The organism is Caldivirga sp. UBA161 (assembly GCF_002506515.1).
Lineage (GTDB): Archaea > Thermoproteota > Thermoprotei > Thermoproteales > Thermocladiaceae > Caldivirga.
On the sequence record NZ_DAXS01000070.1, the window covers coordinates 1 to 8495 of the forward strand.

Below are 8495 nucleotides of genomic sequence, written 5' to 3' on the forward strand. Positions count from 1 at the left end.
CCAGGAAGATTCGACAGGGAGATTTGGATTAATCCACCGGACACGAGGGGTAGGTATGAGATACTGCTTGTCCACACTAGGAATATGCCACTTGAGAAGGATGTTGACTTAAGGAAGCTTGCTGAGATAACCTACGGCTACACTGGAGCCGACATAGCCGCATTAGCCAGGGAGGCTGCAATGAAGGCTTTACGTAGGGCCCTTCAGCAAGGCATAATTAATCCGGATGACCCAAACACCTTCACTGATGAGAACTTAAGCAGGATTAAGGTTACTATGCAGGACTTCATGGATGCCATGCGTGAGATAATACCAAGCGCCCTGAGGGAGATTTACATTGAGGTCCCTAAGGTTCGCTGGAGTGACGTTGGTGGCTTAGAGGAGGCTAAGCAGGAGCTTAGGGAGGCTGTTGAATGGCCCCTTAAGTACCCGAATAGGTTTAAGATAATGGGCATTAGGCCACCTAAGGGTATTTTGTTGTTTGGTCCTCCTGGTACTGGTAAGACTTTGTTGGCTAAGGCTGTTGCTAATGAGAGTGGTGCAAACTTCATAGCTGTACGTGGGCCTGAAATACTGAGTAAGTGGTTTGGTGAGAGTGAGAAGGCTATTAGGGAAATATTCAAGAAGGCGAGAATGGCAGCACCATGCGTAGTATTCTTCGACGAAATAGACGCAATAGCACCAGCAAGAGGCTACACATTGGATACGTCCGCAATGGATAGGATTGTAGCTCAACTATTAGCTGAAATGGATGGAATAGCTGCCTTGGAGAACGTGGTTGTTATTGGTGCAACGAATAGGCCTGATATACTTGACCCAGCATTACTAAGGCCAGGGAGATTCGACAGAATAATATACGTACCACCACCAGATAGGCCCAGTAGGTTTGAGATACTTAAGGTTCATACTAGGAATGTGCCCTTGGCTAAGGATGTTGACTTATGGAGGTTAGCTGACCTACTTGAGTACTACACTGGCGCTGACATTGAGCTGTTGGTTAGGGAGGCGGCATTAATGGCCCTTAGGGAGGACCCGAACGCAACGGAGGTTACCATGGAGGACTTCTCTAAGGCAATGAATAAGATTAGGGCTACCTTAACGCCAGAGATGATTAAGTTCTATGAGTCATGGTGGGATAGGTTTAAGACGAGTCAAGTTAGGGTTAGGGAGCAGAGGAAGGCTGAAATATTCATTTAATCTGCAAAACCTTTAATAAGGCTTTATTTTCCACTAGCATGAATGAGTAAGCCATCATTCCCACTCCACTACGTTATATACCAGTACCTTAAAATGAAGAAGGAGTCATCGATTAAGGACTTAATGCAGGCTTTGAAGGCGTTCGGCTACGATAACGTGGATGAGGGTGAGGTACTTAAGGTGCTTATGAGACTTGAGTTAAATGGCCTAGTAGCTGTTAGCACTGATAGGAAGTATAAGTACTACATTAAGCTTAGGCAGTGACTACACTCCATCGGTAAGGTTAATGAGGCTTACTGCGCGCCTCCACGTCCGATTTAGTAACCTTAGTGTACCTTGTGAATAAGTGAATTGGAACAAATGCAAACCTATCCTCCCTCCACGTTGGCCAAACCTTACCATCAATAGCTATCTTAGCTCCACAGAACTTACACCTATTATCTTCAGTTAAGTTAACCTCAAGTATCTGAAATCCATACCTCCTAATCACCACTTTACCGCAGTTGGGGCAATAGGTGTTTTCAAGCTTATGCCCTGGAACATTACCTAAGTAAACGTACCTAAACCCCATCCTCTTCGCTAACTCAGCGTGCTTCTCAAGGGTCTTAACTGGTGTTGGTGGTAGGTTACTGAGCTTATAGTCTGGGTGGAATCTGAGGAAGTGTATTGATACGTCTGGCCCTAGGTAATCCATGATTCTCTTAAGCATTACCTCAGCATCCTCCAGCCTATCCCCAATCTCTGGGACAACTAAGTCAGTTATCTCAATGTGGATTCCCTTATCCCTCATCTCCTTAATTGACTGGAATATTGGTTCAGGGTCAGGAACCATTGAGTACTTCCTCAGGAACTCCTTATTCGCATTACCCTTAATGTCAACTGTAGCGGCGTCAAGGAACTTTGATAAGTAATCCACGGCTTCATCAGTTAAGTAACCGTTGGTGACGAATGTATTGAATAATCCCCTCCTCCTAGCTAATAAGCCAACATCGTGTGCAAACTCAGCGAAGACTGAGGGTTCATTATAAGTGTAAGTTAAGCCATGTGCCCCATAGCTCTCAGCCAGTTCAATGATAAGCTCAGGCGTTACTTCAAACCCCTCCCATAGGCGTCTTTGACTAATGTCGAAGTTCTGGCAGAATTGACAAGCCCAGGAGCAGCCGTATGTGGACATTGATAAGACGCTTGAGCCTGGGTTAAAGTGGAAGAGTGGCTTCTTTTCAATTGGGTCAACAGCTATGGCTGATAATTTACCGTAAACAACAAGGAATAATCTGCCGCCGAAGTTAGCCCTAACCCCACAGAACCCTACCTGGCCATCATTAAGCCTACACCGCCTGGCGCATGCAGTGCACATAACTACTCCTCCACCTAAATCACGCTTTAGTTCAGCCTCCTTCACGCATTACTGATTACTGCGGGGATTAATAAATCGTTCTAGGGTAAGGTATTAAAAAGCAGGGTTAGGTTAAAGGTTAGGATGAGGGTTAAGTCCTCCTACATACTGGCTGCAGTAATACTAATAATAGTGGTGCTAGCTGCAATGCTTATTGGTGGTTCCAGCGGTAAGGTTAACTTATATGAACCTAATTTAGGCCTAGGGGGCTTTAGCATTAGGGTGCCTATATACGGTAATGAATCAACAATACCTAGTTCATACGCCTGCAATGGGGTTAACTTCTCCTCATCACCTCCAATAATCATAAGTAATATTCCCCCAAGCACCAAGTCCTTAATGATTATTATGATTGATGTTGATGCCAACATGTTCATACATTGGGCCCTAGTAAACGCACCACCAGTGCCATTAATACCCCCTAACCTACCTCACTCATTCAACACTAGTTTTGGTGAGCAATTGGTTAATGACTTCGGTAACGTGGGCTTCAATGGCCCCTGCCCGCCCAGTAGGCATAAGTACATTATAATAGTCTACGCCTTGGACTCAACAATTAATGTTAAGGGTAATAAGTACACTTACGCTCAATTAGTAGGCATGGTTAGGAATCATGTATTAGCCACTGCCATATGGATTGGTTACTATGGTTAAGGATGAGGGGTAGTGCGTTTGTGAATAATCACTGTGGATTACCAGCATGGGTAAGCCACATTCTTAATAATACGTAGTCAATTATTATTATGCTCACCACCGTTAACATCATTGAGTTTAATAATGATATACCCATGATTTGGCCACTGGTTAAGGGTATTAAGCTGACCACGTAGTCAATAAGTGGCCTCCAAGCATTCGTAAAGTAGTAGAGGGTGAATAGTGCTACAGATAAGATCATGTTGAGGGCCATGATTAATCCACCAGCCTTAGTAAGCCTGGTGATGAGCAGTGAGGCGTAAAGTAACTCTTCAATTAAGCCTAGGCTTAAGGGCAGTAGGCCTTGTGACGGAAGTAGAACCAGGGGTAATAATGCAGCCAGACTGAATGTAGCGTATTCACAGTACTTGGGCTTAATGAGGAGTAGGAGTGGTAGTAATGCCGCCAATGGAATTAGCGGTAAGTAGTCAGTAATTATTATTAGGGCCATACCTATAATAATCATTAAAATTAACGTAAGCCTACAATAATTCATGTTAAACCACCAGAGCCTCAATACCCCTCCTCCTTAATTGAACTGCGTAATCAGCCGCCTCACTGGGTATTATTGCCAAATGACCTGCGGCATTAACTATGAAGTAATCCCACCCCTCCTCATTAGGCTTAAGGTTAGGGTACACGACCCAAGCGGCTTCATCACTTGGCACATTAATTAACCTACTCAGCCTCCTAACCTCATACTCATCCTTAGCCCATGAGTAGGCCTCAACAAGCAACCCCTCAACAAGGGGTACTTCACCAACACTCACATTAATGCTCTCTGATATACCTGGTCCAATTAAAAGAACCCTAATTAACCCATGTTGCCTAGCCAATTCCTCAAGGGCCATAAGCACTCTATCAATAGGCCTAACATCACCTCCAATTAATAATTCAGGTAAGGCAGGTATGGATACGGTTAACCTAGCCGCTTCCTCACTGTAGTCCTTAGCTATTAGTGAATTAACTTTAGCTGATGATGGCCAATGAATCCTTGAGGCAGGCTTAGAGTAATCATACTCAATAAGTCCCCTATACTCCTCAGCCCCAGTTTCAAGAAGCCTCGATGCCTCGGCCCCAGCCCCCTCCAATGGCCCTGGTAAAACCATTACTGTTGATTTCAATTGCTGAAACCTAGATAGTGTTAACCCGGTTAAGGAGTCGTATGTGGTTAATAGGAAGCCAAGTAACCTAGCGACACCACTCCACTTGAATACTAATTCATCACCCTTAATAACCACATGCCTAGACACAATTGGCTTAACCTCAACCCCAACCGGTGCCTTAACCCTAATACCCTCACCCCTATGTACTGCATGGGATGGTAATTCAACGTTAAGGCTCCTTAACTCCACTGTGCGTGATACGTACCATGAGAGTACGTAGGATGTGTAGAAGAGTAGGGCTAGGGAGGCTACCATGGTTAATTGAGGTGAGCCATTAATGAAGCCAACATATGATGCAACAACCATTACCAGTGGTTGAGCCACAGCCCTAACCTGATCAATTACCTGCCGCCTGGTTAACACCCTTAATACTGCCTTCAGCCTACTTACTACACTTACCACAGTAACTTACCTCCCTTATTTCCTTATTAAACTAGCCTCAGGAGTCTCAACACCCTTTAAAACATCCTCAATAACCTTCTCAGAGTTAACTGATGAGGAGAAGATCCTGTGGGCTAACACATATGGCGCAACCTTAATCACGTCCTCGGGGACTACGTAATTCCTCTCATGAATCAACGCCCAAGCTCTAGCTAACCTACTAAGCATTTGAATAGCCCTAGTACTGGCTCCAAGCCTAACGCCCTTATACTCCCTCGTTGCCCTAACCACGTTAACAATGTAATTAGCCACTGGGCGCGTTAACTTAACTCCATCAACCTGATCAATTAACCTAGTTAATTCATCAATTGAAATAACCTGCCTAACTAACTCAACCCTACCCAGATTAGTGTTTATGCTTATTTGAACCTCATCATCGAAGCTTGGGTATGTTAAGTAAATCCTAGTCATGAACCTGTCTAATTGAGCCTCAGGGAGCGGGTATGTGCCGCTTAATTCCCTTGGGTCCTGGGTTGCAATAACCATGAATGGTTTAGGTAGTTTAAAGGACCTCCCACCAATGGTGACCTGCCCCTCCTGCATTGCCTCAAGTAAGCCAGCCTGAGTCTTGGGTGGAGCCCTATTAATCTCATCGGCAAGCACTATGTTTGCGAATATTGGCCCAAGCTTAACCTCGAAGTCATTAATCTTAGGGTTATAAACCACCGTGCCAACAACATCACTTGGAAGAAGGTCTGGGGTGAATTGAATCCTACTGAAGCTTAAGCTAAGCGTCTTAGCGAATGCCTTAGCCAACGTTGTTTTACCAACCCCAGGTACACCCTCAAGTAGAACATGGCCGCCTGCCAGTAGTGTGGCGAACATCACCGTAGCCTCCTCCTCATAACCAATAATAACCTTAGATAACTCAGACAGCATCCTACTGAGCACAGTGCCTACTGCTTGGGCATCACTCACTGTAAACACCCCTAGTGGTTAGGTAAAGGTATAGGTAATAAATTAGTAACGCCGGTAGCACTAAAAGGGTGCTTACACCCACGTAGTTAACTATACCGTACTTAGTAAGTAACGCACCTAATCCACCACCATTGGATGACACTGGTAAACCCCTGTAGGGCTTTAGGTCAATCCAACCACCGTAGTAGAATTCAACCCAAGGTAAGTAACCATACTCCAAGTACTCTCCATCATACTTAATGGGTATTGTACCTAAGGCAACCCTAGCTGGGTAACCTGAAGCTCTATAGAGGTACATGGCTGCAGCGCTAGCCACCAATGGGCTCCATGGGTAATTTAAGGCACTGCTTAGCATCGCCTTGACGGTATCATTATTGAATAATCTAAGCATCACCTTGGTTACCTTCATTGGTGTTGATGCATTAATCATTACGGGTAATTTAACAGTAAACCTATACAGGAGTGCATACGGGTCATTAATAACCATGGCCTCTACGCCAGTTATTCTACAGACCTCAACACTGTAACCTACTTCACTTACTGGGTTACTTACCATGAGTACCTTACCGGGTTCAATTAAGAGTAGCCTAGATGGGGGGTTAGTGTACTTGATTTCAACATACCGTGCAACAACAAACGACTCATTTTCATTAACAGGTATTGGTATTGGTATGATAGTTTCAGGGTGAATTAAGTAAGCGGTGACGTTATACACCCTGCAGTCTGTTACATTACCAGTGAACATCATTAACGTGTAGGGCATGGCTTCGAAGGAAACTATGGGCTTTAACGTGTAGTTGAGGCTATAACCCTTAGTCACGTTATCAAAAATATAGAATCTAAGGTAAAGGGGGATACTTGACTCAACCCTAGCCACTAATTCAGCAGACTTAGTTACCAGCAGTACGCTTGTTGGGAATGCGTTCCCAAGTCCTAACCCACCCCCGTAAGTGTATGTGTTAAAGGCTCCACTGAAGGTTGCCTTAAAGGGTATTGGTGCGAGGCCATTGAGAATTAAGTTAATTGAAGTTAAGTTACGTGCAGCCGACGTATTACCACTTAGCCTAGCGGTGACTAGGCAATTGGCTCCAATGATAGGTGCATGAACATACCTTGAGACAACAGTACTAATATTAGTGTTCAGGTTAGGTATCATGGGGCAGGTCATTGATACTTCATTAATGGTTAAGTTACTTGTAACGCCGATAATTAATCCACTGCTTGTTGAATTAATGAAGTAGGCGTTATTACCAATAATGTACATTTTACCGAAGGGCCCTTCACAATAGGCTTCACCAAGCCTCATGAATTCCTCAGCGTAATTACCTATTAGTGATACATTATAGTATGTATTTAATGTTAAATTAAGGCCAGTAATTGTAATATTATTAATTAATGTTAATCCAAAGCCTGTACCATTAAGGGTTAGGTTAATTACTGTGTTGTTTACGTTAGGGACCATTATGCATGATGTATTCCCCATTATGGATAATAGGGCATAGGCCATGAGCCTTAGGGAAAGTAATATTAACACTGCCTCAGTCACCTAATGTGTGAGCATTAAGAAAGGTTATATATACTTTATTACAGTAACATTGATTATTACTGTAGCTTCCTCACCGATCCTAATACCTCAGAATGAGGTCAGCGTTGCGTTAACACCCCTTAACTACTCCATTATTAAGTTCATTCCCCTAAGCGTCGAGTATAATGAATCCACAGGAGTCCTCATCCTAACTGAATCCACAATCTCAAGCCTAATTAATGAGGCCCAATCCTACTCCTCACTTAACTTCACTCAGGCGGTGGAGTTTAGTGGATTCCTAGTGCTTAATAATAAGCCTTACTTAGCCTACGGTGTAATTGAGGTTAAGCATGAGGCCGTTAACTTAACCAGGCTTATAATATATATTAGTGCAGCCTCACCCCTCAATCCTACCCCTCAATCAGCAAGTCCACAAGCCAATCAATCATTACTCCCAAGTTCATTAAACGGCACCAGTGAAGAGTTAGTTAACCCACTGAACCCCATTAGCCCTTACCTCGGTAACACGACAATGATGAATCACTTTCTACCACCCGGCATGTATAGGTACGGTGGTGAGCCTTACGTTAATGCCTCAACCACAGTAACCACTACGGTAAGTAGTATGGTTAATGAGTTTACTTCACCTGAATTAATAATATTACTTGCCTTAGCGTTAATTTCAGTTACCTTAATTACACTATCCATTAGTGAATTAAGGATTAATGAGGACTGCGCCATTAATGGAATGAGGAGGGTGATTAATAGGTTAAATAAGTTCCTTCAAATATATAAGCCTGACTTAACTAGGAGTGAATTATTAAAGTACATATCCTACTACACTAGTGACCGTGAACTGGTGCTTAGCGTTATCTCAACCTACGAGAGGCATGTCTATGCCGGGGAACCAATAAACTGCAGGGAGTATAATAAGGCTGTTAAGGCGCTCATTAAGATGATTAAAAGAATGTAACCAACCTGCATCCCCACTCTAAAGTGTGAATGCCTAATGGAAGATTTAGGCCTCAGCATCTTAGTATATTACTTAGTTATGGAAGATTAAGCGTGTTCATTGTGGTAATGTTGGCGTATGCGCCAGTGGGTTGAGTAAGTAATTGGAGGATTTTAAAGCGTGAAACCAATCTCATAAACTTCAACT

Annotated in this window: 9 protein-coding genes; 4 read left to right on the forward strand and 5 right to left on the reverse strand. The window is 43.5% G+C overall.

From position 1 onward, the window contains the following. Together BP896_RS08220 and BP896_RS08225 are read left to right on the forward strand one after the other, a co-directional pair. A partial coding sequence (locus BP896_RS08220; protein ID WP_291767434.1) for an AAA family ATPase occupies positions 1–1197 on the forward strand: 1197 nt, incomplete at its 5' end. A gap of 42 nt (positions 1198–1239) precedes the next feature. After that, complete coding sequence (locus BP896_RS08225) at positions 1240–1461, forward strand: hypothetical protein (protein WP_291767436.1); 222 nt, start codon at positions 1240–1242, stop codon at positions 1459–1461. 19 nt (positions 1462–1480) lie between these two features. Here the strand turns inward: BP896_RS08225 and amrS are convergent, their stop codons facing one another. After that, the gene (amrS, locus tag BP896_RS08230; protein ID WP_291767437.1) at positions 1481–2599 is read right to left on the reverse strand and encodes an AmmeMemoRadiSam system radical SAM enzyme; all 1119 of its coding nucleotides are present in this window, start codon (positions 2597–2599) and stop codon (positions 1481–1483) included. 78 nt (positions 2600–2677) lie between these two features. Here amrS and BP896_RS08235 point away from each other — a divergent pair, with 78 nt between their 5' ends. After that, positions 2678–3247 (forward strand): YbhB/YbcL family Raf kinase inhibitor-like protein, encoded by a 570-nt coding sequence (locus BP896_RS08235; RefSeq protein WP_291767439.1) that lies wholly within the window; start codon positions 2678–2680, stop codon positions 3245–3247. A 28-nt stretch (positions 3248–3275) separates the two neighbouring features. Here the strand turns inward: BP896_RS08235 and BP896_RS08240 are convergent, their stop codons facing one another. The 4 genes from BP896_RS08240 to BP896_RS08255 are packed head-to-tail and all read right to left on the reverse strand — an operon-like array spanning position 3276 to position 7357. Next, a complete protein-coding gene (locus BP896_RS08240; RefSeq protein ID WP_291767441.1) occupies positions 3276–3782 on the reverse strand; it encodes a hypothetical protein in 507 nt (168 codons plus the stop codon). 1 nt (position 3783) lies between these two features. Beyond that, positions 3784–4854, reverse strand: a complete 1071-nt coding sequence (locus BP896_RS08245; RefSeq protein WP_291767442.1) for a DUF58 domain-containing protein — start codon at positions 4852–4854, stop codon at positions 3784–3786. A gap of 15 nt (positions 4855–4869) precedes the next feature. Continuing rightward, a complete protein-coding gene (locus BP896_RS08250; protein WP_291767443.1) occupies positions 4870–5811 on the reverse strand; it encodes an AAA family ATPase in 942 nt (313 codons plus the stop codon). Continuing rightward, the gene (locus tag BP896_RS08255) at positions 5804–7357 is read right to left on the reverse strand and encodes a hypothetical protein (RefSeq protein WP_291767445.1); all 1554 of its coding nucleotides are present in this window, start codon (positions 7355–7357) and stop codon (positions 5804–5806) included. Before BP896_RS08255 ends, BP896_RS08250 begins: the two co-directional genes overlap by 8 nt. Positions 7358–7406: 49 nt before the next feature. Here BP896_RS08255 and BP896_RS08260 point away from each other — a divergent pair, with 49 nt between their 5' ends. Then, positions 7407–8309, forward strand: coding sequence for a hypothetical protein (locus BP896_RS08260; protein WP_291767447.1), 903 nt, complete (start codon positions 7407–7409; stop codon positions 8307–8309). Positions 8310–8495: the final 186 nt, after the last annotated feature.

Coding starts and splice junctions, on each gene's coding strand:
- BP896_RS08235 (WP_291767439.1), top strand. CDS start 2,678: ATGAGGGTTAAGTCCTCCTACATACTGGCTGCAGTAATACTAATAATA.
- BP896_RS08240 (WP_291767441.1), bottom strand. CDS start 3,782: ATGAATTATTGTAGGCTTACGTTAATTTTAATGATTATTATAGGTATG.
- BP896_RS08225 (WP_291767436.1), top strand. CDS start 1,240: ATGAGTAAGCCATCATTCCCACTCCACTACGTTATATACCAGTACCTT.